The sequence below is a fragment of the Pseudomonas sp. Irchel s3h17 genome, from assembly GCF_900187505.1.
Classification (GTDB): domain Bacteria; phylum Pseudomonadota; class Gammaproteobacteria; order Pseudomonadales; family Pseudomonadaceae; genus Aquipseudomonas.
In genome coordinates this window covers 87478-109368 of record NZ_FYDL01000006.1, presented here as the reverse complement: position 1 = coordinate 109368, position 21891 = coordinate 87478, and the positions used below count along the sequence as shown (strand labels likewise).

General features: G+C 61.4%; 19 protein-coding genes. 11 read left to right on the top strand and 8 right to left on the bottom strand.

Annotated features, from left to right (window positions below; genetic code table 11):
- Positions 1-533: 533 nt before the first annotated feature.
- From CKW25_RS10170 to pgm, 3 genes are all read left to right on the top strand, one after another.
- A complete protein-coding gene (locus CKW25_RS10170) occupies positions 534-2009 on the top strand; it encodes a hypothetical protein (protein ID WP_173919072.1) in 1476 nt (491 codons plus the stop codon).
- Between the two features lie 123 nt (positions 2010-2132).
- Positions 2133-3533, top strand: a complete 1401-nt coding sequence (locus CKW25_RS10165) for a PLP-dependent aminotransferase family protein (RefSeq protein WP_095079237.1) — start codon at positions 2133-2135, stop codon at positions 3531-3533.
- A gap of 110 nt (positions 3534-3643) precedes the next feature.
- Entirely contained in the window at positions 3644-5287 is a 1644-nt protein-coding gene (gene pgm, locus CKW25_RS10160) for a phosphoglucomutase (alpha-D-glucose-1,6-bisphosphate-dependent) (RefSeq protein ID WP_095079048.1), read from the top strand.
- A 75-nt stretch (positions 5288-5362) separates the two neighbouring features.
- Here pgm and CKW25_RS10155 read toward each other — a convergent pair whose 3' ends face one another.
- Positions 5363-6058, bottom strand: coding sequence for a pirin family protein (locus CKW25_RS10155; protein WP_095079047.1), 696 nt, complete (start codon positions 6056-6058; stop codon positions 5363-5365).
- Between the two features lie 253 nt (positions 6059-6311).
- Between CKW25_RS10155 and CKW25_RS10150 the strand changes: the two genes are divergently transcribed.
- Positions 6312-8801: a UvrD-helicase domain-containing protein gene (locus CKW25_RS10150; RefSeq protein WP_095079046.1), complete on the top strand. Its 2490-nt coding sequence runs from the start codon at positions 6312-6314 to the stop codon at positions 8799-8801.
- Between the two features lie 757 nt (positions 8802-9558).
- On the opposite strand, the gene CKW25_RS10145 is transcribed toward CKW25_RS10150, so the two are convergent.
- The gene (locus CKW25_RS10145; protein ID WP_095079045.1) at positions 9559-9834 is read right to left on the bottom strand and encodes a DUF1652 domain-containing protein; all 276 of its coding nucleotides are present in this window, start codon (positions 9832-9834) and stop codon (positions 9559-9561) included.
- Positions 9835-10110: 276 nt separating this feature from the next.
- Here CKW25_RS10145 and CKW25_RS10140 point away from each other — a divergent pair, with 276 nt between their 5' ends.
- Genes CKW25_RS10140 through CKW25_RS10125 form a run of 4 tightly spaced genes read left to right on the top strand, consistent with a single transcriptional unit; the run spans position 10111 to position 13904 of the window.
- The gene (locus CKW25_RS10140) at positions 10111-10926 is read left to right on the top strand and encodes an AraC family transcriptional regulator (RefSeq protein ID WP_095079236.1); all 816 of its coding nucleotides are present in this window, start codon (positions 10111-10113) and stop codon (positions 10924-10926) included.
- Positions 10927-10977: 51 nt separating this feature from the next.
- A complete protein-coding gene (locus CKW25_RS10135; RefSeq protein WP_095079044.1) occupies positions 10978-12384 on the top strand; it encodes an FAD-binding oxidoreductase in 1407 nt (468 codons plus the stop codon).
- 30 nt (positions 12385-12414) lie between these two features.
- Complete coding sequence (locus CKW25_RS10130; RefSeq protein WP_095079043.1) at positions 12415-12756, top strand: cupin domain-containing protein; 342 nt, start codon at positions 12415-12417, stop codon at positions 12754-12756.
- 53 nt (positions 12757-12809) lie between these two features.
- Positions 12810-13904, top strand: a complete 1095-nt coding sequence (locus CKW25_RS10125) for a polyamine ABC transporter substrate-binding protein (RefSeq protein ID WP_095079042.1) — start codon at positions 12810-12812, stop codon at positions 13902-13904.
- A gap of 47 nt (positions 13905-13951) precedes the next feature.
- Here the strand turns inward: CKW25_RS10125 and CKW25_RS10120 are convergent, their stop codons facing one another.
- Complete coding sequence (locus CKW25_RS10120) at positions 13952-14878, bottom strand: universal stress protein (protein WP_095079041.1); 927 nt, start codon at positions 14876-14878, stop codon at positions 13952-13954.
- Between the two features lie 316 nt (positions 14879-15194).
- On the opposite strand from CKW25_RS10120, the gene CKW25_RS10115 reads away from it, so the two are divergent.
- Both CKW25_RS10115 and CKW25_RS10110 read left to right on the top strand, forming a co-directional pair.
- A complete protein-coding gene (locus CKW25_RS10115) occupies positions 15195-16292 on the top strand; it encodes a P1 family peptidase (protein WP_095079040.1) in 1098 nt (365 codons plus the stop codon).
- A 293-nt stretch (positions 16293-16585) separates the two neighbouring features.
- On the top strand, positions 16586-17374 hold the full coding sequence (locus tag CKW25_RS10110) for a hypothetical protein (protein ID WP_095079039.1): 789 nt from the start codon (positions 16586-16588) through the stop codon (positions 17372-17374).
- 40 nt (positions 17375-17414) lie between these two features.
- Here CKW25_RS10110 and CKW25_RS10105 read toward each other — a convergent pair whose 3' ends face one another.
- From CKW25_RS10105 to CKW25_RS10090, 4 genes are read right to left on the bottom strand one after another with little or no spacing between them, the layout of a single operon-like run.
- On the bottom strand, positions 17415-17849 hold the full coding sequence (locus CKW25_RS10105) for a YqaA family protein (RefSeq protein ID WP_095079038.1): 435 nt from the start codon (positions 17847-17849) through the stop codon (positions 17415-17417).
- Positions 17849-18295: a DUF411 domain-containing protein gene (locus CKW25_RS10100; protein ID WP_095079037.1), complete on the bottom strand. Its 447-nt coding sequence runs from the start codon at positions 18293-18295 to the stop codon at positions 17849-17851. Before CKW25_RS10100 ends, CKW25_RS10105 begins: the two co-directional genes overlap by 1 nt.
- Positions 18296-18329: 34 nt before the next feature.
- On the bottom strand, positions 18330-19160 hold the full coding sequence (locus CKW25_RS10095; protein WP_371854996.1) for a copper resistance protein B: 831 nt from the start codon (positions 19158-19160) through the stop codon (positions 18330-18332).
- 38 nt (positions 19161-19198) lie between these two features.
- A complete protein-coding gene (locus CKW25_RS10090) occupies positions 19199-20953 on the bottom strand; it encodes a copper resistance system multicopper oxidase (RefSeq protein ID WP_095079035.1) in 1755 nt (584 codons plus the stop codon).
- 278 nt (positions 20954-21231) lie between these two features.
- Between CKW25_RS10090 and CKW25_RS10085 the strand changes: the two genes are divergently transcribed.
- Positions 21232-21420: a hypothetical protein gene (locus CKW25_RS10085; RefSeq protein WP_095079034.1), complete on the top strand. Its 189-nt coding sequence runs from the start codon at positions 21232-21234 to the stop codon at positions 21418-21420.
- Here CKW25_RS10085 and CKW25_RS10080 read toward each other — a convergent pair.
- Entirely contained in the window at positions 21410-21793 is a 384-nt protein-coding gene (locus tag CKW25_RS10080; protein ID WP_095079033.1) for a fe2+ zn2+ uptake regulation protein, read from the bottom strand. The two genes, CKW25_RS10085 and CKW25_RS10080, sit on opposite strands and share 11 nt — an antisense overlap.
- Between the last annotated feature and the right edge of the window lie 98 nt (positions 21794-21891).

The window sequence follows — 21891 nt, the reverse complement described above, 5'->3', positions numbered from 1 at the left end:
ATTGCCGTGGATTGTGATCCTCTGGTTCAGCAACTGAACTGGTTTTTACTTCTGATCTGTATCTTCTAATCATTAACTAAGCCCTGATAATTGAATGATTACTTTCATCTCAAGGAAAGAGTCATGGCAGGGCGTTGTTTTTTAGTAAGTGCTGATTCAGGCGTCGGGTGTGCGAACCATGGAGTCTCTGCGCCTTGCGTCGAAAGTCGACAAGTAAAAGACCGGTTAGTTACCTGGGTCTCTCTCTGTTTGGTGTTCTTTATTTTCTGTACTCATTGTTTGTGGGACGTTGTCGGAAACTTCCTAGGCTCTATGGGGCTGCCGTCAAAGCCCGTTGCTTACAGGTCTGTAGGCGGCTGATGGGGTGGCTGGCGTTATTGCCGGACAATCGTGTCACAGAGTGGTAGCAATCAAAGTGCTAGCATTCGATAACAGAAACTTAAGACCGCATTAAGGAATTATCTCCGGCCGTTGCTTGCGCGGGTTGATGGTTGTTTGTGCACTGCCGATTTATTGAGTACCAGGTAAATACGATGAGCGCTATTCATGATCAAGCGATGAACTATGTCTACCAGCAAGTGTTGCAACGGTTGCTGAGTTTCTTTTCCAGGGCGGAACGTACGGCCCTGCAACTTTTGATTCAACGCCTGGTGGTCGCGGCCGGGGGAACGGAAAGAATCGGTCATTACAAAGTGCTCATGAACCATTCCGGCACACCGGACAGTTGCTACATCCTAGCGTTTTTGCGGGCGGCGCAACTGAGCATTGCGGGCAGGGCGCCGTCGACCTTCCAGCTACGTGTTGCCACCCTGCGGATGGGCACAACGACCCCCGCGATCATGGAGGCGCTTCACCGCAGCTACAGCGCCCTGTTTGTCTACGATGACCCCAGGGTCGAAGTGTTGATGGCCGATAATCGCGAGGTCCTGCCGTTCAGCCATTCAACGCCGATTTCGGATGCCGGGCGTGAGTTGAATCGGACGAACACGCTGATGCTCGGCCACCTTCGTGGAGTTGGCGGTGTGTTTGAGGCCTGTGATGACGGTTATCTGGCCATGGGTGAGTTCTATGGGCAGATAGCCCGTTGGGACGGTGGCGTCGATGCCTTGATCGGCGGTGAAACGCTACGTCAGCAAAAGCAGTTTCTCGCAGGGCTCTTGCGAGGCGCAGTGCGGGCAGGGTTGCAGGTGCCCCTTGAGCCAGAACAGAGTTTTGACGGGTTATTCTCGACACTCGAGCAACTGCGACCCGATTTTCACCGCGAGCTCTACGCGGGCCATGAACGGGTCGAGTGGCGGCCGCAGGAACGATTTGATGCACAGCGTGCTGCCAGCTACATCGATATCCAGGACCTGGTGACCGGCAATATGGACGAGCGCTGGCCGCTACTCACCGAATTCCTTGGGCTACAGCCTGATGAAGTGGATGCCCAGTTACGCGAGAATTCATTCGCCAGCCCCTTGTTGTCGGCGCACTTTCGCGGTTTGCAAGCCAGTTACCTCAAAGGCCAGACCTACGAGCAGGGTTTTGCCCGATACATCCAGCGAGCGCTGCTGATGATGCGTAAAAGGCAGGTGCCCGAGCGATTCTGTGATCAGGCGCTGGACCTGTACGGCAATCTGCAGACCCTCGCCGAACGACGTATCCAGGCCAACATCGAGGCGCAGCAGACCCTGGGGCTCAGTGAAGCGCAGCAGTTGTGCTTGCTCTTTACCCCCTTTGCCGACGGGGCGGCGGGGCTGGAGCGGTTTTTGCGACGCTGTCATCCCGGGATGCTGGTGGCGATGCCTGAAGTTTACAAGGCGCTGCAGGGTAACGCGGTCGCCGAGCAGGTCATGCAATGGATGGTGGATGTCAGCGGCTTGCCACTCCATTTGATTCGTGCGCTCTACGGCATGCGGTCGGTGCCGGGCATCGGGCGTGAGGTGGTCGGTCAGGCCGCGTGCGCCGAGGGGCAACCCCGCTCCGGTGAGACAGATACACCGTGCGATCTGTCCGCGAGACGCTAAGGAGCCTGGTTTGACTGATTCAAAATGCAGGAGTTGGCGGATTTCACGGCACGCGCCGGGGCACTGGGTACGGCGGCGGACCGTTGTGGTATCGCGGGTTTACCTTGTGATCGGCCGTTTCCCATGAAAGGGCTGCGAGAGACTGACTTTGCCTACCAGGCCGTATACCGCTACCTGACCTGCCTGATCAATGAAATAGGGAGCGAGACCCCCATCAAGCTGCCGTCCCTGCGGCAGTTGGCCGAGCGCCTGAACGTGTCGATTTCCACTATCCAGTACGCTTACTCGTTGCTGGAGAAAGAGGGGCGGGTGTATTCGGTCGCCAAATCGGGTTACTACGCGATGCCGGTGTCGTTGAACGCTTCGTTCTGCGGTGGCAATGACTTGCTTGAAACACTGTACGTCAGTGCCCGGCGTCCGGGCATGCTGGTCATGAGTACCGACGAGCCTGCGCTGTTGCAGTCCCTGGACAGTCCGTTGTTGTTGCTGGAAAGAGAGCTGGTTCGCCAGTATCCCCGCCAGCAGCAACCTCACTCACAACCCTGCGGTGAGTTGGAACTGCGTACCGCGTTGGCGGCGCGCTACACCACCTCACCCACGCGTTACTGGCACGCCGACGACGTTTACATCGGTGCGGACTTGCGGGGCGTGCTGGAAATCCTGATGTCGGTGCTGGGCCTCAGGGGCGCGACCGTGCTGGTGGAGTCGCCCTGCGACTGGGCGATTCTGCGTCTGCTCCAGGCGGGGGGTGTGCAGGTGATCGAATTGCCCATCGCCGACACCGGCTGCCTCGACCTTCAACTGCTGGAGCGTTTGCTCACCACCGAAACCGTGCGCCTGGCGATGCTGTCGTCCGGTGTCAGCATGCCCCGGGGCAGCCTGATGTCCGCGGACAATCGCCAACGCGTCGCGCGGCTGTTGCAGCAGCACGACTGTTGGGTGCTGGAGAACGATGTGTACGGTGAACTGGGGCACGAGCCGAATGGGCAGCGCTTTCGTGACCTGCTCGATCCTGAGCGTTTGATCGTGTTCTCCACCTTCGAAAAATTCATGGGGCCCGAGGCGCCCTACGGATACCTGCTGTCGCGCCAACTGAGTGCCGAGCTGCAACGCAACTTCCTGCTGCGCTCCTTTCGCCTGTCGCCCATCCGCCAGAAAGCCATCGCGCGGTTGTACAGCAGCGGGCGCATCGATCAGCACTTGCAGGTGCTGCGGCGGCTGCTCAGCGAACGCAAGGCGCGGATGATCCAGGTGGTGTGTGAACGCCTGGGAGATTCACTGGAGTGGGTCGACCCGGCGGGTGGGGCGACCCTGTGGGCGCGTTCGTTGCGACCGGTGGATATGCGACGGGTGTTTCAGCGCATGCTCAAGCAAAGCGTGGTGATTGCCCCGGGGGAGCTGTTCAGCCTGCAGGGCTTGCATTCACAGCATGTGCGCCTGAGCCACGGGTTCAGTGGCCAGCATGACCTGGAGACGGCAATGGCAATGTTGGCGGATGCGTTGCGGCTGGAGCTCACGGATTGAGCGGGGTGGAAAATATCCTGCCGGGTTCAGGATCGATCCCATCGCTCTGTGGTCAAACTGCCAGTAAACTGCGCTCCTATTCCTGAACCCCACTCTTTCAGAGGTTTTGCATGACACTCAGTCCTTTTGCGGGCAAACCGGCACCAGCAGCCTTGTTGGTCGATATCCCGCGACTGGTTACGGCCTATTACACCGGCCAGCCCGATGCCTCGGTGGCCACCCAGCGCGTTGCGTTCGGTACGTCGGGGCACCGTGGCAGCTCGTTCGAGCTGAGTTTCAATGAATGGCATGTCCTGGCCATCAGCCAGGCCATTTGCCTGTATCGCGAAGCCCAGGGCATCGACGGCCCGTTGTTTGTCGGCATCGATACCCATGCGCTGTCGACGCCGGCAAGTGCCAGCGCGCTGGAAGTACTGGCCGCCAACGGGGTGACGGTGATGATCGCCGAAGGCGATGAGTACACGCCGACCCCGGCCGTTTCCCACGCCATCCTGTGCTACAACCGTGGTCGCACGTCGGGGCTGGCGGATGGCATTGTCATCACGCCGTCCCATAACCCACCGCAAAGCGGCGGTTACAAGTACAACCCCACCAACGGCGGCCCGGCCGATACCCACATCACCAAGTGGATCGAGGCCAAGGCCAACGAATTGCTGGCCAACAAGCTGGCCGGGGTCAAGCGCATCAGCTACGAACAGGCGCTGAAGGCCGAGACCACCCACCGCCATGACTACCTCAACACCTACGTCGCCGACCTGGTCAATGTGATCGACTTCGACGCCATTCGCGGGGCCAACCTGCGCCTGGGCGTGGATCCGCTGGGCGGAGCAGGGGTGCGCTACTGGTCGGCCATCGCCGAACACTACCGCTTGAACCTCGACGTGGTGAACACTCAGGTCGATCCGACATTCCGCTTCATGTCGGTGGACTGGGACGGCCAGATCCGCATGGACCCATCCTCCAGCCATGCCATGCAAGGCCTGATCGGTCTCAAGTCGCGCTTCGACGTTGCCTTCGCCTGCGACCCGGACCACGACCGTCACGGCATCGTCACCCCGTCCGGTGGTTTGCTGGCACCGAACAACTACCTGGCGGTGTCCATCGACTACCTGTTCCAGAACCGGCCGCAATGGCGCGCCGATGCGGCCGTGGGTAAAACCGTGGTCAGCAGCGGTCTGATCGATCGGGTGGCCAAGCGCCTGAACCGTCGCCTGTACGAAGTGCCGGTGGGCTTCAAATGGTTCGCTGACGGCCTGTTCGACGGCTCGCTGGGTTTTGGTGGTGAAGAGAGCGCTGGTGCGTCGTTCCTGCGCAAGGATGGCAGCGTCTGGAGCACCGACAAGGATGGACTGATTCCCGCCCTGCTGGCCGCGGAAATGACCGCCCGTACCGGGCGCGACCCAAGCCAGGCGTACCGTGCGCTGACCGATGAGTTGGGTGAACCCTTCTCGGTACGCGTAGACGCCAAGGCCAATCCAGAGCAAAAGGCATTGTTGGGCAAATTGTCGCCAGAACAGGTCACGTCGACCCAACTGGCCGGTGAAGCGATCCAGCGCATCCTGAGCAAGGCGCCGGGCAACGACCAGGCCATTGGCGGCCTGAAAGTCATGACCGAGAACGGTTGGTTCGCCGCCCGTCCTTCGGGCACCGAAGACATCTACAAGATCTACGCCGAGAGCTTTATCGGCGACGACCACCTCAAGCAACTGGTGCAAGAGGCGCAAACCCTGGTGGATGGCGCAATCAGCCAGTAAGCGCGAGGCTCGCCCGGGCAGCACAAAAAAGGGGTGACCACTGCGGTCACCCCTTTTTCGTTGGGCCTCAGAGCATCAAGCGAGGTCCACCAGCACGATTTCACTGTCTTCAAGGGCGGTTACGCGCAGCACTTGCTCGTCGGCAATCGCCACGCCGTCTCGCGCCTGGGCGCGCACGCCATTGACTTCAATCACCCCGGTGGCGGGCACCAGGTAGGCGCGTCGACCGTTGTCCAGCCGGTATTCGGCGCTTTCCCCGGCTTTCAGGTTCGCGGCCACCAACCGGGCGTCGGCGCGGATGCGCAGGCTCTGGTCGTCGCCGTCCTTGCCGCTGGCCAGGGTCACGAACCCTTCACGCTGTCCCTTGGGGAACGGTTTGGCACCCCAGGACGGCGCTGTGCCGGTCTGGTTGGGGATGATCCAGATCTGGAAGATCCGGGTGGCCGTCGACTCCAGGTTGTACTCGCTGTGGGCGATCCCGGTGCCGGCGCTCATGACCTGGACATCACCGGCTTCGGTGCGGCCCTTGTTGCCCAGGTTGTCTTCGTGGCTGATGGCGCCTTCGCGAACATAGGTGATGATTTCCATGTCGCGGTGCGGGTGCCTGGGGAAACCGGTGCCGGGGGCAATCACATCGTCGTTCCAGACCCGCAGGTTGCCCCAGTTCATGCGCTTGGGGTCATGGTACTCGGCGAACGAAAAGTGGTGATGGGCATCCAGCCAGCCGTGATGGGCGCCGCCCAGGGAGGCAAAGGGTCTGAGTTCAAGCATGATCGTCTCCTGAAAGGTTCGTCATACAACGAGAACCGGTGGTTGATGGTGTGCATCATCCATTAGCAACGAATCGATAAAAAGCGTAAAAAATGCCTGAAAACAATCTGTTTATTAGATATATGAAGTCGAATGAATTCTACGGACCAGCCTTCAGTTCATCGCTTAAGCCAATGAAGGATAAGCATTTGACTAGAACTCGTCGGCAAATGAAGACACCATAGCGCCAACAGCCTCACACCCTGGAGTCAGCGTGCCACGAAACATCCCCGATCTTCCTCCCGAGCTTTTGCCCCTGGCCGAAATGCCGTGGCTCAAACGGCTGGCCGCGCGCTTTTTTGGCCACGGCCTGACACGTTTGCGCGCGCAGCACCGGGCGTCCTGGCTGCACGGCCAGGCCGACGGGTTTCGCAGTGGGCATACGGCGGGTGTGGACTACGGCTACAAGGAAGGCAAGGCGGACGGGATCGAAGAGGGCCGCCAGGTCTTGTTGATCCGCGACAGTCGCTGCACCGAGCACCCGGCGCCACGCGTGGATGACCACCTGTTCGACGATTGGCGGCTGCCCCTGGGCGCCGAGATCAAAAAACGCATGAAGGCCGACGTCGCACGGCTGTTGCCGGCGCACGCGCAACCTAGCGCGGCGCAGTGGAAGATGATCTTCAGCGACACGCCGTCGACCTCGGTGGTTGCCGGGGCGGGCGCCGGCAAGTCGACCACCCTGGCGTTGCGCATTCTGCTGCTGACCCACTACCTGGGGTTCGAGCTGGATTCGTTGACGGTGGTGACGTTCACCCGCGAGTCGCGCAAGGACTTCATCAACAAGCTGATCGCGCTGTTCGCCACCTGGGGCCGCGCACTGTCGCAAAAGGATGCCCGGGACCTGGTGCGCACCTTCCACTCGCGCATCTTGCCGATGGTCCGCAGCCTGCCGGGGTTCGAGCGCCTGCAAGCCTTCGAGAACCTCAACGAGCGCTCGCTGTTCAATGAGACTGAGGTCGACAGCAACCCTTTCGATCTGCGGATCAACGACACGCAGCGCCAGCAACTCAACGCCTGTTTTCATCGCCTGTTCACCGACAACGAGCGGTTTCGCGAACTGATCACGCCGCTGTCGCGCCACGCCTTGCAGCTCAAGGAGCTGGAGCGTGATCACCCCGAGGTGCAAAAGCGCATGGCGGTGACCGAACTGGCCGCCAAGCGCGATGAAGAGCTGTGCGATACCCTCGAGGACTTGTGGTTTCGTGCCGGCGCCTGGCCGATCAAGGGCATCGAACCCAGTCGCCAGACGTTTGAGATCAATGGCTCGATGTTCCATTGCCATGGCTACATCCCGAGCCTGGATGCCTGGGTGGTGCTGGGCTTCGATCCCCGGGAAAATCCTCAGCTCAGCCGGCCAAACGCCAAGCTGAGCGTGCGTGCGGAGTGGGCGGTAAAACGAACCCTGTTTCGAGCTTTCTGTCATAAACCATTGATTTGGCTTGATAGCTATGACTCTTCAAAGCGTGTTCTGGCCACGCTCGCGGGTGATGCCAGTGCCGGTCCCGGGTTCGACTACAAGGTCAAGGGTGAACTGGCGGGGGCGCCGCTGCTGGATTGCTTTGTCGCCGCCGCGAGCTTTATCGAGAACCTCGGGCTGGACGTTCCGGCGGCCGTGGGCCAGATGAGTTTCGCCAAGGACGACCCGGACCGCTTTTTCTTCGAGGCGCTGAGCCTGTTCTGGCGCACCTTTGAGGATCACCTGCTGGATCAGTCGCCACCGGTGATGACCTACAACCGCATGTTCGCCTTGTTCAGCGAGCACTCGCCGGAGAACCTCAAGCTGCTCAGCGACGAGCTACTACGACCGATGTCGCACTTGATGATCGACGAGTTCCAGGACGTTTCCCCGCAGATCGTCTCCTGGATTCGCGCCACGCTGGGGGAGATCCGCCGCCGTGGACCGGCCATGCACGTGGGGCGTGGTGCCCAGCGTTCCTCATTGCTGTGTGTGGGCGATGACTGGCAATCGATCTATGGCTGGCGCGGCAGTTCGCCCAAATACTTCATGGAGTTCAACAAGGAGTTCCCGTCCCCCGGCACCACGCGGGTGATGCTCAGCGACAACTACCGCAGCCATCAACACATCATCGATGCCGCCGAGCATATCGTGCGGGCGGCACCGGCGATCCCGGGCAAGAAAGCCAAGGCCTGTGGTGAAACGGCGGAACTGGTGCCGGTCAGCATCCACGATCGTGACGACGGGGCGCTGGCCAAGCGCTTGGCGGAGCACTATCGCAATGGCGATTCAATCTTGATGTTGTATCGAAAAAGTAGCGATAAGTTATTGATTGAGCAGCATATTTCAGCTGTAGTTAATGCTGATTCGAGCTTGCCTTTCGAGGCCAGGCGGCTCAAGCAACTGACGTTCCACAGCGCCAAGGGGCTGCAGGCGGATGCGGTGTTCCTGTTGGGTGATTGCCAGCATTTGACCTGCTCGCCCTACAAGAACCAGGTCTATCGCCTGGCCGGATTGGGCAAGGACGGTGATGCCGAGCCCTATGACTCGGCGCAGAAAGACGAGATCCTGCGCCTGGCCTATGTCGGCATTACCCGTGCCGCGAAGCATTGCCATTGGTACGTTGATCCTCAGGAAGGCAGCTCGGTGAACCTGCCCAGGGCGTCCGACAGGATCGCCTCCGGCAAGCCTTTCTTCGCCGACCAGCGTGCGAGCAATGTAGGCAGTAAAACCGTTTCAGCGTGAACACGGCTTTTGTGGCGAGCGAGCTTGCTCGCGCTGGGCCGGGCTGGCGCTCCAGGGCGAAGCGCCCCCAACAGGACGATTGCAGGCTTTCAGATAAACCGCGGTGGCCGATTTTGGGGCTGCTGCACAGCCCAGCGCGAGCAAGCTCGCTCGCCACGGGGTCTGTGTACGACGCGACTTTCGTTGACTGAACGCGGGGCTTCTGTGGCGAGCGAGCTTGCTCGCGCTGGGCCGGGCTGGCGCTCCAGGGCGAAGCGCCCCCAACAGGACGATTGCAGGCTTTCAGATAAAACGCGGTGGCCGATTTTGGGGCTGTTGCACAGCCCAGCGCGAGCAAGCTCGCTCGCCACGGGGGCTGTGTACGACGCGACTTTCCTGACTGAACGCGGGGTTTCTGTGGCGAGCGAGCTTGCTCGCGCTGGGCCGGGCTGGCGCTCCAGGGCGAAGCGCCCCCAACAGGACGATTGCAGGCTTTCGGATAAAACGCGGTGGCCGATTTTGGGGCTGCTGCACAGCCCAGCGCGAGCAAGCTCGCTCGCCACGGGGGCTGTGTACGACGCGACTTTCCTGACTGAACGCGGGGCTTCTGTGGCGAGCGAGCTTGCTCGCGCTGGGGCGCGAAGCGCCCCCGACAAGACGACTGCAGGCTTTCAGATAAACCGCGGTGGCCGATTTTGGGGCTGTTGCACAGCCCAGCGCGAGCAAGCTCGCTCGCCACGGGGCCTGTGTACGATGCCAGTTTCCTTGACCTCCAGGCTCAAGCCATGTGCTTGAACGTGAGCGGTGGGATGAAGGCTTCCAGTTCATCCTCCACCGCTTCGATTATTCGCTCGACATCGGTGGCATTCATCAAGGTAGCGCAGGGGATCCCGGCGATGGAGACCATGGTCTTGCCACTGGCCCGGTCAAACAACCGGAGGATCATGCTGTCCGGTGCGTCCATGGTGGCTTCGAATCCAATCGGGTGAAAATGCCAGCGCATCAACTGGCAGGCGTTGGGGAACGTGACCTTGCTGAACTCAGTCCTGTGCATGGGTGACCCGCCTTCGTCATCAAGCGCTTCCTTCGGCTTCTGTCAGGGGAGGATGAGCCGTCATTGGCCCAACCCTGTGGAGTTTTAACGGTAGCACTGACTTTACGACGGGCCGTGAAATTTGCCTGCCGGCTGTCGATTGACCGGGATTCAGCCTGTGCTCGATCACGCTCTGTCGCACCAGTGACAAGGCTCGGCGGTGACCGACCCTCGAATTGACCATTGAAGCCTTGGCGCAAGTTCGGCAAGCTCGGTTTTTCGGTTGCCGAGCACCTTATGCCTGCCCACGATGATGGCCCGTTGCAAACCCAGGCCACCGGCGAGACGGTGCTGCGTTATCACCTGAGCTGGAAGCATCGGGACCTGGACGGCGTCATGGCGCTGTACCACCCGGACATCCAGTACCACGACTTTTTCCAGAACCGCGTCCTGGGGCTCAGTGAACTGCGTGAGTACGTGCGCAACAGCATGCCCCGCGATCCCCAGGAAGCGTTGGAGCATTCGGACCGGATTCGCCTGGACGGTGACACGGCGTTCATTCAATACCGCATGACCTTGCGCGGCGGTGAGGGGCTGGTGTCGTTCCGTTCCAGCGAGGCGATCACGGTGCGCGACGGCCTGATCTGGCGGGTCAACGAGTACGCATCGCTGGTGCACGAACACCCCCTCAGCAAACCGGCCGGCAGTGGGCGCCCGGCGGTCAGTCGACTGGGGCTTTCACCCCGCCAGTTGAGTTTCATGGCGCAGGACCTGCAGCAGTATTTCGAACATCAGCAACCCTATCTTGAGCCTGGGCTGGACCTGGAAGCGGTGGCGAAGGCGTGTGGCTACAGCCGCAACCAGATTTCCTACTTGCTCAATCAGGTGCTGGGTCAGAGCTTCTACCGCTACGTCAATCAGGCGCGGCTGCGGCACTTGCTGGCTGCCCTGGAGACCGCCCCCGTCCCCCTGCGTATCGATGAACTGGCGTTTGCCGCCGGCTTCAATTCCCTGTCGGCGTTTTACACCTGTTTTCGCCAGCACACCGGGATGTCGCCCAAGGCCTATGTCCGGGAAATTTCTTTGCGTGCACGCGCACAAGACAGCCACTGAGCCCAGGCACTAGGATCACCGCCATCTAAACCTTGAGTGGCGGAGTCTTGCATGCCAGCGTGGCGCACGATCAGTTTGTGGATGGACCAATTGGAAGAGCCGTTGTTGGCCCGGCCTTCCCTTGAGCGGGACCTGGACGTCGACGTGGCGATCATTGGCGCTGGCTACACGGGCCTCTGGACCGCGTACTACCTCAAGCGCCAGGCGCCGGAGTTGAACGTCGCCATCATTGAGGCGCAAACGGCCGGTTTCGGCGCCTCCGGACGCAACGGCGGTTGGGTGATGGGCAATCTGTTGGGTGAAGACCGCCTGCTCGCCGGGCTGTCCCCCCAACAGCGCCGCGCCTCCTATGACTTGCTGCACGGCATTCCTGACGAGGTGCGGATCGTCACCGAACGAGAAGGTATCGACTGCGATTTTCGCAAAGGTGGCGTGCTTTACTGTGCCGCGCGCTACCCCGAGCAGGAGGTCAGTCTGCGGGGCTACCTGGACAGCTTGTACCGGCAGGGCCTGACCCCGGACGACTACCGTTGGTTGACCCCCGAAGAGCTGGCCCGGCAGATCCGCATAGCCAGGCCCTACGGCGGTATTCATGCGCCGCACTGCGCGACGATTCAGCCAGCCAGACTGGTGCGCGGCCTGGCGCGGACGGTGGAACGCATGGGGGTAAAGATCTATGAGAACAGTCCGGTCAGTGACTGGCAGCCCGGGAGCCTGAAGACTGCCAACGCGACAGTGCGCAGCCGCTGGATCGTGCCGGCCGTGGAAGGCTATGCCGCGACACTGGCACCCTTGGGGCGCTATCAGTTGCCGGTGCAGAGCCTGCTGGTTGCCACTGAGCCGTTGTCGGCCGCGACCTGGGATGAAATCGGCCTGGACCATGGGCAGGCGTTCAGCGAAAGCAGCCGCCAGGTGACCTACGGCCAGCGCAGCGCCGACAACCGGCTGGTGTTTGGTGCCCGTGGCGGTTATCGGTTTGCCGGCAAGCTGCGGCACGACTTCGACCTGAGCGAGGGTGAAGTCCACCTGCGGCGTTACCTGTTCGGCGAACTCTTCCCCCAGCTCAAGGACGTCAAGATCACGCACTCCTGGGGCGGCAACCTGGGCATGTCCCGACGGTTCAAACCCCACATGCTCTGCGATCAACGCAGCGGGATCGCACTGTCGGGCGGTTACGGCGGCGAAGGCGTCGGTGCCAGCAATCTCGGCGGCCGGACGCTCGCGGACCTGATCCTCGGGCACGACACCGAACGGGTTCACCAACCCTGGGTCATCCCCCAGGGCGGGCTGGATGCGCTCAAGGCCTGGGAGCCCGAACCGCTGCGCTGGCTGGGCTACAACGCGATCATTCGCAGTTTCATTCATGAAGACCAGACCCTGGCCGACCTGAACAGCGCGCCGTGGCGGCGCCGGCTGGCCTGCCGGATAGCGGGCTTCATGGAAGGCTTCATGCAGTAACTTCGTTTCCCCTCATCGACAGGTATCGGCATGAGTATTACCCAGTTCAAGAACACCCCGCACATGACGCTGGAGGCGTCGTCACCGGTCGCCGTGCCATTGGGCGTACCCGTGGCCGTGACCTCGACCACCAGTGTGGAGCGCAGCGATGGCGTCGAGACCGGTATCTGGGAGTGCACCCCCGGACGCTGGCGGCGCCAGATCGTCGCCCAAGAATTCTGTCACTTCGTCCAGGGACGTTGCACCTTTACCCCGGACAACGGCGAGCCCCTGTCCATCGAAGCGGGCGACGCCCTGATGTTGCCGGCCAACAGCACCGGTATCTGGGACATCGAGGAGACCGTGCGCAAAACCTACGTGCTGATTTTCTGATCCTCTGACCCAGCGAAAACCTGCCAATAAAAACGTCATACAGGAATCGAATCATGATCCGCTTATCCCTTGCTTCCTTCGCGCTGGCGCCCCTGATGCTTGCCGCATCACTGAGCCAGGCGGCCGACACCGTGAAGATCTACAACTGGTCGGACTACATCGCGCCGGACACCCTGAAAAACTTCCAGGCACAAAGCGGTATCGGCTTCAGCTATGACGTCTACGACAGCAACGAAACCCTCGACGGCAAGTTGATGACGGGGAAGTCGGGGTATGACGTGGTGTTTCCCTCCAACCACTTCATGGCGCGGCAGATCGAGGGCGGGGCATTGAAAACCCTCGACAAGAGCCAGTTGCCGAACTGGAAAAACCTCAACCCGGTTTTGCTCAAGGCCCTGCAAACCAACGACCCGGGTAACGAGCACGGTTTTCCGTATTTGTGGGGCAGTACCGGGATTGGCTACAACGTGGCCAAGGTCAAGGCGGTGCTGGGCGACAACGCACCGGTAGACTCCTGGGACTTGATCTTCAAGCCCGAATACATGGAAAAACTGCAGAAATGCGGGGTGGCGATCCTCGACAACGGTCCGGAGTTGCTGCCCGCGGCGTTGAATTACCTGGGCCTGCCGCACCACAGCAAGGACCCGGCCGACTACAAGAAAGCCGAGGCCCTGCTGATGAAGGTCCGGCCTTACGTCAGCTATTTCCACTCCTCCAAATACACCAGCGACCTGGCCAACGGCGACATTTGCGTGGCGGTCGGGTTCTCCGGCGACATCCTGCAGGCCGAAAGCCGCGCCAGGGAGGCGAAAAACGGGGTGGACATCGGTTACGCCATTCCCAGGGAAGGCGCGGCGATCTGGTTCGACATGGTCGCCATGCCGGTGGACGCGCCGGACGAGAAGGCCGGATACGCCTTCATGAACTATCTGCTGCGCCCGGATGTCATGGCCGGCATCAGTAATTATGTGCACTACGCCAACGGCAACGAACAGGCCGACCGCCTGATCGATCCGGCCATCAAGAACGACACTAAGGTGTACCCAAGCCCGGAAATGATGGGCAAGTTGTTCGCTCTTGAAGCCATGCCCCTGAACATCGACCGGATCCGTACGCGATTGTGGAACAAGGTCCGCACTGGCAGTTGAGGCGCTGGATCGAGCCCTGGGCGAAGCATTTCGCCAGGGCTCACGGTTTACTCGGCAGGCCCCTGGGGCGAGACGATCCACATGCTGCAGGGCATTTTGTACAACAGACTCTCCACGGTGCTGCCCACCAGGCGCGCCAACCCGCGATGACTGACCCGTCCCATGACGATCACGTCCACTTCATGGGCTTGCACGTAATTGACCAGGACCTTGACCGGGTTGCCCATGACCATGTGGCGTTGTTCGGTGGCAATGCCGTTTTGCTCGGCCAGTGTGTTGAAGGCCTCGGCCTGGACGTCGAACAGCGTCTTGGCCGTGCCGGGGGTGAAGATCGCCGTACTGCTGCGAAAATCGAACTCATCGGTGTCGAGGCTCGACAGGTCATGGGCGTAGACCACATCGACCTGAGCGTCGCAGGCACTGGCCAGTTTCACCGCTTCGTGGAGTATCCGGTTGTTCAGGTCCAGGTGCTTGTTGCCGCTATGGAAGGGGTCTACGGCGGCGACGATCCTGCGCGGGAGGGCACGAGCGTCATGGCTGACGAAGTGCAGCGGCACCTGGGACTCGCGCAGCAGGTGCACGTCCAGCGGGGTAAACATCAGTCGTGAAATCAGCGACTCGTGCTTCAGGGCCTTGATCAGCGCATCCATGGGCTGTTCCTTGAGGTGAATCAGGATTTCCTGCAACGGGTTTTCCACCCAGGTGACCTCGGTGGTGACGGTCAGCCCCAGTTTGCGCAAGGGCCTGGCCTGTTCTTCCAGCCATTGGCGGTGACGCTCGACGTAGCCCAGGCGCATCTGCTCCATCGCCTGCTCGTTGACCAGGCTGGCGGTGGCCAGGCCTTCCAGGTAGTCGAAGGCCACGATATGCAGCGCGGCCCCTTCGGCTCTGGCCAGTGCCGCGGCCCTGTCGAACGCCGCGCTGTGTTCCATCAGTGGTGAGACGACCAGCATGAAACGTGATTGACCGGACATGGCAACTCTCCCGTGATGAACGCCGTGACGCGAGTCCTTGGGGCAACGATCCGTCGTCGGGCGTTGAAGTGGTGAACCGATCGTGCCGTGATCCGCGGGCGAGGGGTTGATCTGAATCAAACGGCTCATCGAGCAGCCTTGCTGCCCGACCTGCGGTCGCCCGGGGCGGCTGCAATGCTCTAATTATTGACCATGATCGTGGGCAGTGCCGCCGCCCGCATACCCCAACGGGGTGATTGGCGCTTGCGGGCGCGGTCCCTAGAGTAGCGGTCTTTCGCCGGCTCCAGCCGGTGCAGTCAATCGTGAAGGAGACGTCATGCGCGCACGTGAACTGGGCATCCGCCTGGGTTTGGGAGTACCGGGGCCGTTCAATGCCATTACCGATGTACCGGGCGTACGGGTCGGGCACAGCACCCTCAAGGACCGGGTCGACGGCAAGCAGGTCAGGACCGGCGTGACGGTGATTCAACCCCGTGCCGGTCATGCGCGGCTGCAACCCTGTTTCGCCGGTTGCCACGTGCTCAACGGCAATGGCGATGCCACGGGGCTGGAATGGATTCGCGAAGCCGGGTTGCTGGCAACGCCCATGGCTATCACCAATACCCACAGCGTTGGCGTGGTGCGCGATGCCCTGGTCGCGCTGGAGCGCGACAGCCTGGCGGACCCGGCAACCTACTGGTGCATGCCGGTGGTGATGGAAACCTACGACGGTGTGCTCAATGACATCTGGGGCCAGCACGTGGGGGCGCAGCACGTACGGCAAGCGGCTGACAATGCCGCGACCGGTGCGGTGCCCGAAGGCGCCGTGGGGGGCGGGACCGGGATGATCTGCCACGAATTCAAGGGTGGGATCGGCACCGCGTCCCGTCGGCTGCCGGCCGGGCAGGGCGGCTATACCGTCGGCGCACTGGTGCAGGCCAATCATGGCAAGCGTTGTGAGTTGCGGGTCGACGGCTACCCGGTTGGCCGGCAGTTGTCACAGGTCGATTCGCCCTTCGCGCAACAGGGCACCCCAGGCATGGGCTCGATCGTGGTGATCCTGGCCACCGACGCACCGCTGCTGCCGCACCAGTGCCAGCGCCTGGCACAACGGGCGTCCATTGGTATCGCCCGTACCGGCGGCGGGACCGAGGACTCCAGTGGTGATATTTTCCTGGCATTCGCCACCGGCAACCAGGACCTGCCGCCGGCTGACTATGGGCGCAAGGACCTGCCCCTGAGCACCGCCCTGGCCATGCTCAACAACGATCACATTTCACCGCTGTTCAGCGCGGCGGCCGAAGCGGTGGAAGAGGCCATCATCAACGCCTTGTTGGCGGGAGAGGCCATGTGCAGCGATGACGGCCGGCAGGTCAGTGCGCTGGAACCCGAGTTGTTGCTTCGCGCATTGGGGGCGTCGACGTGGAAGGCATGACGGGTCGCGACAGTGGGTGTTGCGAGCGCTCTTTGCAGCAACGAACCGCATGTGCCTGGAGGGAATGAGAGGGCGGGGCTTCAGAAAAGGGGCTGGAGGAAGTGGCGTTACGGCGTGGAAAGTACAGGACATTGCTGTCACGACGATGAGAGAAAGGGCATCAGGACTGTGTGAAAAATTATTGTTTGTAAAGGAATATTAAATCCATTGTGTTGCTTTCTGAACCTGCTTGACTGTGCCCTGAAGCGTCGGTCGACGCTCGCCAATAGGTAGCGAAATCAGGAGATAGTCGCATGACACAAGGACGTTATCTGCTGGGCGGATGGAGCCAGCAACTCAGTCACGAACCCTTGCCAGAATTCACCGACATGATGTACGGCATGGTCACCAACCTGTCAGGTTTGACAACCGGTACGCAAAGCAACCCCGGCTGGAGCCCTGCCGGCTCCCAGGCACCACGATTTGAACAGTACAGCGGTTCGACACGCTGGACGTATGGGGGTGGTTTCTGCTCCCCTCGTGCAATGCCGGGTAACCAGGCCGATGTTCAGGCCATTCTCGATGCCACGGCTGCAGGTGGCTGGGACGGGGTAGACTTTGATGATGAATGCAACATGAACATCGACCTGGTCATCGATGCGATGGGCCAGCTCAAACAGCAAGGCAAGCAGACCAGCTACGGGTTTATTGCCGGTTACTCGTATTGTGCACCCACCACGACTTCCGGCTCCGCACTGAATGCCAAAGTGCTGAAAGTCATTGAGTCCGGGCAGTGCGACCACCTCGTCCATTACTGCTATGGCAGCAAAATGTGGACCGATGACGAGATTGCCCGTTATGTAGGACAAGCCCTGGAGCGCTCGATCAGCCATGGCGCCCAACCCGCAAAGGTCATTCTGGCATTGACGGCCATCGGTTTGACGGACAATAACCTGAATACCTTTCTTGATCAGATAACCCGATTGGAAATCGGCGGTTTATACATATGGGCCTACCAGCGGCTAAGCGATGTGCATAAGCAGACGATCATCGGGCGTTTGTGCAGGGCTTCTGGCGTAACGCGGGAATACCCGCGTTGCTGATTCGCCGGTGCCGAGGGACGTCGAAGTCTGGAGATTTACCTCAGGCCGTCCAGCCCAGCGTCGCCAGGGCCAGCACGGCATAGCGGGCGCCTTTGGCCAGGGTGACGATCAGCAGGAAGCGCCCGAGGGGCTCACGCATCACGCCCGCGACCAGGGTCAGCGGATCGCCGATGATCGGCAGCCAGCTCAACAGCAAGGACCAATGGCCGTAGCGTTGATAGTGCCGGCGGGCTTTTTCCAGGTGGGCCGGGCTGACCGGGAACCAACGACGGTCCTTGAAGCGCTCGATGCCACGCCCCAGCCACCAGTTCACCAGGGAGCCCAGCACATTGCCCAGGGTGGCGACCGCAAGCAGTAGCCACAGCCAGTGCTGGCCGTTGAGCAACAACCCCACCAGTACGGCCTCGGACTGCAAGGGCAACAGTGTCGCGGCGCCAAACGCCGCGACGAACAACCCAAGGTAACCCAGCAGCATTACCGGGCCGGGTAGTCGGCGATCACTTCATCGGTGCCATTTTTTGTCAGGCCGATCACTTGATAGGCGTCGACCCGGTCGCCCATCTCCATGCCTGGCGAGCCGGTGGGCATGCCCGGTACCGCCATGCCCAGCAAGTCGTCGCGCGTAGCCAGGGCCCGCACTTGTGCGGCCGGAACGTGGCCTTCGACGAACTTGCCGTTGATCACACCCGTATGGCACGAGGCCAGGCGCGGGGCGACGCCCAGGCGCTGCTTGACTTCGCTCATGTCGGGCTCGACGTGGTCGGTGACCTCGAAGCCGTTGTCTTGCAGGTGCGAGATCCAGGCTTTGCAGCAGCCGCAATTGGCATCGCGGTGGACATCGATCGGAATCAGCTCGGCTGCCAGGGCCTGGGTGCTGATGAACAGGGCGCCAAGGGCGGCCAGACGAAGTGAGTTGCGCATATAAATTCTCGTATCGATCGTTACATTCATAGGTTCAGAACCAGAGCCTCAAGCCGGCGACGAATCGCGCTTGACGGCGGTCTTCGCCTTCTTCGCCAGTGTAGTCGGCGGTGTTGCCGTAAGTGCTGCTCCAGGTCACGCCGATGTAGGGTGCAAACTCGGGGACGATTTCGTAACGCAGGCGCACACCGGCTTCGGTGTTGGCCAACCCGGCGCCGATACTGCGCCCAGGGTCGTTGCGGGTGTAGAAATTGACCTCGGCGGTGGGCTGCAGAATCAGTTTGTTGGTCAGCAGGATGTCGTATTCGCCTTCCACGCGGAGCGCATTCTGACCGTTTTCGCCAACGAAGAAGGTTGCTTGTGTTTCAAAATTATACAGGGCCAGGCCTTGCAACCCGAATGCCGCCCAGGTTTGCGGTGAACCGGGTTTGAAATCCTGGCGGACCCCGGTCACCACGTCCCACCACGGGCCGATGGCATGTCCCCACAGGGCCTGGACCTCGGCTTTCTCGGTGTGGCCGTTGGTCCGCTCACCCTCGGAGCGGACCCAGAGCCGATCGATGTCGCCGCCGATCCAGCCGCTCATGTCCCAGGCCAGGGCACTGCCGTCATCGGCATCCTGGTACTCCAGCTGGTCAACCAGCCAGAAGCCATTGATCGCCTTGTCATGCACACCATGGCCGTTGACCGCCGGGAACGCCGCGCGGCGATCGGCGTCGCTCGGCGCCGGTATCGGTGTGCGGCTGGCCGTGGGCGCCATCTGGCTGTGATCCATGGCACCCATCTGACTGTGGTCCATGGCCGGCATTGCGCCGTGCCCCATGGCGGAATGGTCCATGCTCTCGGCCGATTGGGTCGTGTTCATGTAAAGGCCGAGCAGGCCGGCTAGCAACAGGCGGGACTTCATGTCGGGCTCCCCGGTTCATCGACACGCACTTCACGAAACATGCCCATCTCCATGTGAAACAGCAGGTGGCAGTGATAGGCCCAGCGGCCCAGTGCGTCGGCGGTCACCCGATAACTGCGACGGGTCCCGGGCGGCATGTCGATGGTGTGCTTGCGCACCTGGAAGCGACCCTGCTCGTCCTCCAGGTCGCTCCACAGGCCGTGGAGATGAATCGGGTGGGTCATCATCGTGTCGTTGACCAGGGTGATGCGCAGGCGCTCGCCGTAGGTCAGGCGCAGCGGTTGGGCATCGCTGAACTTGATGCCGTCGAACGACCAGGCGAACTTCTCCATGTGCCCGGTCAGGTGCAACTCAAGGGTGCGCGAGGGTTCGCGCCCGTCCGGGTCGGGGAACGTGCTTTTCAGGTCGGCATAGGTCAGCACACGGCGGCCGTTGTTGCGCAGGCCGATGCCCGGGTCCGCGAGCTTGGCGCTGGGGCTCATGGTTTGCATGTCCACCAGCGGGTTGTCGGTTTCCGAGGCCGGGTGGGTTTGCATGGCGTTGCCCATGCCTGTCATGCCGGCGTGATCCATGCCGCTCATCTGGCTATGGTCCATGCCTGCCATGCCTGCCATGCCCGCCATCGCGCCATGGTCCATGCCCATGTCGGCCATGCTGATCAGCGGTCGCGGGTCGGGGCTGGGCACTGCGGCGCTGAGCCCCTGGCTCAGCGCCAGGGTGCCCCGGGCAAAACCGCTGCGGTCCATGGACTGGGCAAACAGGGTGTAGGCCCGCTCGTTGCCCGGCTCGACGATCACGTCATAGGTCTCCGCCACGGCAATCCGCAATTCGTCGACGCTGACCGGTTGCACGTACTGTCCGTCGGCGGCGACGACGGTCATTTTCAAACCGGGCAGGCGCACGTCGAAGTAGCTCATGGCCGAGCCGTTGATCAGCCGCAGGCGCAGTTTTTCCCCGGGTTTGAACGTGCCGGTCCAATTGGTCTCCGGGGTCTGGCCGTTCATCAGGTAGCGGTAGGTCACGCCGCTGACATCTGCCAGATCCGTGGGGCTCATCTTCATTTCGGCCCACATCGTGCGGTCAGCCACCGTGGTCGCCCAGCCGTCGCGGCTGACGTCCTCGATGAAGTCGCCCACGGTGCGCTTGTGCCGGTTGTAGTAGTCGGACTGTTTTTTCAGGGTGCGCATCAGGTGTTCCGGGGCCTGGTCGCTCCAGTCGCTGAGCATCACCACGTAGTCGCGGTCGTACTCGAAGGGTTCCGGGTCGCGGGCGTCGATCACCAGCGGCCCATAGACCCCGGCCTGCTCCTGAAGGCCCGAATGGCTGTGATACCAGTAGGTGCCGTTCTGGTGCAGCGTGAAGCGGTATTCGTAGAGACCGTCGGGGGCGATGCCCTGGAAACTCAGGCCTGGCACGCCATCCATGTTGGCCGGCAGGATGATCCCGTGCCAATGAATCGAAGTGTCCTGCTGCAACCGGTTGCGCACGCGGATGGTCACGGTGTCGCCCTCGCGCCAGCGCAGCAACGGGCCGGGAATGCCACCGTTGATGGTCATGGCGGTGCGCGGGGTGCCGGTGAAATTGACCGGTGCTTCGCCGATCCACAGGTCGAACTGGCTACCGCGCAACGTGGAGGGTTGATTGTCGGCAGTCACGGCCCAGGCCGGTGGTCGCCACAGGCCCGCGCCCGCCAGTACACTGCCGGCAGTGAGGCCTTTGATGAAAGAGCGTCTTGAAGGTGTTGAAGGCATAACAAAGTCCCGTCATCCCTGATGCTTCAGGTTCGACGAGACCTTAAACAGCCCGTGCTGTCAGGAAACTGAGGCGTGGATTACAGATTTGTCAGGTGCAAGGCGCGCATGCCAGAAGCAGGCGAATACAGGGTGATTCGAACCCATAGCGCCCAAATGCCCCACGGGCATGTAACATGAGCGCCCGCTGGCTGCCGCTCACTCCCGAACGGGGGTATGGACGTGGTGGGCAGCAGGATGCACGCCGGATACCAACTTTCAGATTCAGGACCCCCGCAATGACCCAGTCGCAACGTTTGAAATACTCGTTTCTGATCACCCTGGCCGTTCTGGGGATCATGTTTGGCCTGTCTTATCTGCAGAATGCCGGGATCATCAGCGAAACCCTGTTCCAGTACGTCGCCATCACCGTGGCGGTGCTGGTGGTGGTGCTCAACGGGGTGTTGCGCCGCAAGGTCAAGCCCTGAGCGATTCCAGCAAGGCCGCAGCCTGTGGATGCAGGCTGTAGCTTTTGTCGGCGTTCAGGACGATCAGGCCTTCGCTGCACAGGCGCTTGAGTACCTCACGCACGCTGAGAAAGGACAGGGGGATATCCAGTTCCAGCAGGTGGCTGTGCACCCCGCGTACCCCCACGGGCTGACCGGCCTGGGCGGCGGACAGCAGCGCGTCGATCACTTTCAGGCGGATAAGGCTTGTACGCAGGCCGTAGCTTTTAAGCAGCAGCCTGATGCGCTCGTTGCCCTGGCGCTCGGTGCTTTTGGCGAATACGCCGGTATCCAGTCTAAGGGAAACGCCCTTTGGCGCGGCTTTACCATCCGTTGGTAGTTGCGAGTTGTACATGCGAAAAACTCCTTTTCAGAACCTGGCCAGGAAATTGTGTTGAACGCTCCTTATCATTAAGACGAACGAGCGGCACAAATGATGAAGGCCTGAATGTA

Excerpts from the sequence above, each read along its gene's own strand:
- CKW25_RS10170 (WP_173919072.1), top strand. The coding sequence starts at position 534 with ATGAGCGCTATTCATGATCAAGCGATGAACTATGTCTACCAGCAAGTG.
- CKW25_RS10165 (WP_095079237.1), top strand. The coding sequence starts at position 2,133 with ATGAAAGGGCTGCGAGAGACTGACTTTGCCTACCAGGCCGTATACCGC.
- pgm (WP_095079048.1), top strand. The coding sequence starts at position 3,644 with ATGACACTCAGTCCTTTTGCGGGCAAACCGGCACCAGCAGCCTTGTTG.
- CKW25_RS10155 (WP_095079047.1), bottom strand. The coding sequence starts at position 6,058 with ATGCTTGAACTCAGACCCTTTGCCTCCCTGGGCGGCGCCCATCACGGC.
- CKW25_RS10145 (WP_095079045.1), bottom strand. The coding sequence starts at position 9,834 with ATGCACAGGACTGAGTTCAGCAAGGTCACGTTCCCCAACGCCTGCCAG.
- CKW25_RS10140 (WP_095079236.1), top strand. The coding sequence starts at position 10,111 with ATGCCTGCCCACGATGATGGCCCGTTGCAAACCCAGGCCACCGGCGAG.
- CKW25_RS10135 (WP_095079044.1), top strand. The coding sequence starts at position 10,978 with ATGCCAGCGTGGCGCACGATCAGTTTGTGGATGGACCAATTGGAAGAG.
- CKW25_RS10130 (WP_095079043.1), top strand. The coding sequence starts at position 12,415 with ATGAGTATTACCCAGTTCAAGAACACCCCGCACATGACGCTGGAGGCG.
- CKW25_RS10125 (WP_095079042.1), top strand. The coding sequence starts at position 12,810 with ATGATCCGCTTATCCCTTGCTTCCTTCGCGCTGGCGCCCCTGATGCTT.
- CKW25_RS10120 (WP_095079041.1), bottom strand. The coding sequence starts at position 14,878 with ATGTCCGGTCAATCACGTTTCATGCTGGTCGTCTCACCACTGATGGAA.
- CKW25_RS10115 (WP_095079040.1), top strand. The coding sequence starts at position 15,195 with ATGCGCGCACGTGAACTGGGCATCCGCCTGGGTTTGGGAGTACCGGGG.
- CKW25_RS10110 (WP_095079039.1), top strand. The coding sequence starts at position 16,586 with ATGACACAAGGACGTTATCTGCTGGGCGGATGGAGCCAGCAACTCAGT.
- CKW25_RS10105 (WP_095079038.1), bottom strand. The coding sequence starts at position 17,849 with ATGCTGCTGGGTTACCTTGGGTTGTTCGTCGCGGCGTTTGGCGCCGCG.
- CKW25_RS10100 (WP_095079037.1), bottom strand. The coding sequence starts at position 18,295 with ATGCGCAACTCACTTCGTCTGGCCGCCCTTGGCGCCCTGTTCATCAGC.
- CKW25_RS10095 (WP_371854996.1), bottom strand. The coding sequence starts at position 19,160 with ATGAACACGACCCAATCGGCCGAGAGCATGGACCATTCCGCCATGGGG.
- CKW25_RS10090 (WP_095079035.1), bottom strand. The coding sequence starts at position 20,953 with ATGCCTTCAACACCTTCAAGACGCTCTTTCATCAAAGGCCTCACTGCC.
- CKW25_RS10085 (WP_095079034.1), top strand. The coding sequence starts at position 21,232 with ATGACCCAGTCGCAACGTTTGAAATACTCGTTTCTGATCACCCTGGCC.
- CKW25_RS10080 (WP_095079033.1), bottom strand. The coding sequence starts at position 21,793 with ATGTACAACTCGCAACTACCAACGGATGGTAAAGCCGCGCCAAAGGGC.